The sequence below is a fragment of the Cupriavidus sp. 8B genome (assembly GCF_054589115.1).
Genome location: NZ_BAAILO010000291.1, coordinates 1 through 1,619 on the forward strand (window position 1 = coordinate 1; position 1,619 = coordinate 1,619).

Annotated in this window: 1 protein-coding gene; it reads right to left on the bottom strand. The window is 62.3% G+C overall.

Annotated features, from left to right (window positions below):
* Positions 1–331 precede the first annotated feature (331 nt).
* On the bottom strand, positions 332–1,486 hold the full coding sequence (locus tag ACYP5B_RS28825) for an IS110 family RNA-guided transposase (protein ID WP_459571958.1): 1,155 nt from the start codon (positions 1,484–1,486) through the stop codon (positions 332–334).
* Positions 1,487–1,619 lie beyond the last annotated feature (133 nt).

Below are 1,619 nucleotides of genomic sequence, written 5' to 3' on the forward strand. Positions count from 1 at the left end.
GTCTCGACGGTGGATCACGCTTCTATGAGCGAGATTCTGTCAAGATTGCTTTTCCCGAAATTCTTATAACGTGTCTACTTGTGTTCGGTCTGAAGTCGCTCTTGCGCTCGTGAGAAGAACCAGCATCTCACCACCTTCTATCCGCTGGCGTGTCGCCAGCCTTATCCTGCATGCGCGTTACGCCGGAATCTCTTCCGGGAACATGCCCCATCTGAAAATATTCGGTTGCTTCAGCAACCCAGCGTGATCACAGGCATGTTCACTCCAACCGTCTTTGCTACGTAATTGCCTGGCTAGACCTACCTCCTTCCTGCGAATCTTGAGGTGGAACTTAAGCTGACTTAAGGTGGGCGCCGTCGGGAATGACTCCGTCTTTCAGATAGCGCCACAGCGCAATGGCAAGACGTCGCGCTACCGCGACGATGGCGATGCGTCGCGCGCGTCGGTTCGGTCCCGTGCCGTGTGTGCGCTGGTTGAACCACCTCGTCAGCGCACTACCGGGTTGATAGCGCAGCCAGGTCCACGCCATCTCGATCAGCAGCGCGCGCACCCGGCGGTTTCCCTGTTTGCTGATCCCCTGATCGACCTGGCTTTCGCCACTGTCGTAGGGCTGCGGCACCAGCCCGACGCACGCACCGACTTCGCGGCGGTTGTTGAAGTCCCGCCAGAACAGCTCGAGGGCAAGGCGCGAAGCGCCTACTTCGCCAATCCCCTTCAGGCGCGCCAGCGCATCGCAACGCTGGCGCGCGGGTGCTGGTACGTTTGTCTGTCGCGTCTTCTCCAGCGCCGCAAGTTGCTGTTCGACGAGTGCCAGCCGTTCGCACTCGCGCAGTAACCGCTGACGCAACTCGCGCGGTAAAGGCGCACCGTCGTGACAGCGCACCTCCTCGCGCTCGAGCCGGTGGGCGAAGGCCCGGTGATCGACCGCATCCCAGCAGCCGAGCGTGGCCAGCAGCTTGCGCATCCGGTCGCGGTGCTGCAGGACTTCCTTCTGCAGTTGCCCGCGCTCGCGCATCAACTGGCGCGATGCCTCGTCCTCCGGTGACGGCACGTGCACCACGTGCATGCGGTCGCGCTCGCCGCGCAGCCACGCTCGCAGGTTGATGACCAGTTTGATGACATCGAGCCGGTCGGTCTTGGCGCGCCGCCTGTGGCGTTCGACTGGGATGCTGGCCGGATCGATGACGTAGCATTCGATGCCCTTCGCCTGCAGCGCGCGACAGATCCAGAACGCGTCCTGCCCAGCCTCGTAGCTCACGACGATGCGCAAGCCGGCCGGCAGCGACCACTTCTCCTTGTGTGCCTCGATCAGGTCCAGCACCGCCTGCAGACGCGCCGCGGCCTGCGGCTGTGCGACGGTGTGCACGGCCGGCTTCTCGCGTCGGCCGTCGTGAAGCGCGACTTTCCATTTAGCCGCCGCCAGTTCCAGCGACACTGCCAGTGCCACTACCTCACCACTACCCGTGTATGCCTGATCGGTACGCATGATGTTCCCCTTTGAGCAAACCTCACCACGCTGATTTTAGGCCTCAGCTTGTCGAGGGCCTCGCTTCATAGCATCTGATATCCGCGGGTTGGTTACCGCATTACAGAGGTCCGCCCAATGAGCCTGCCGCTAT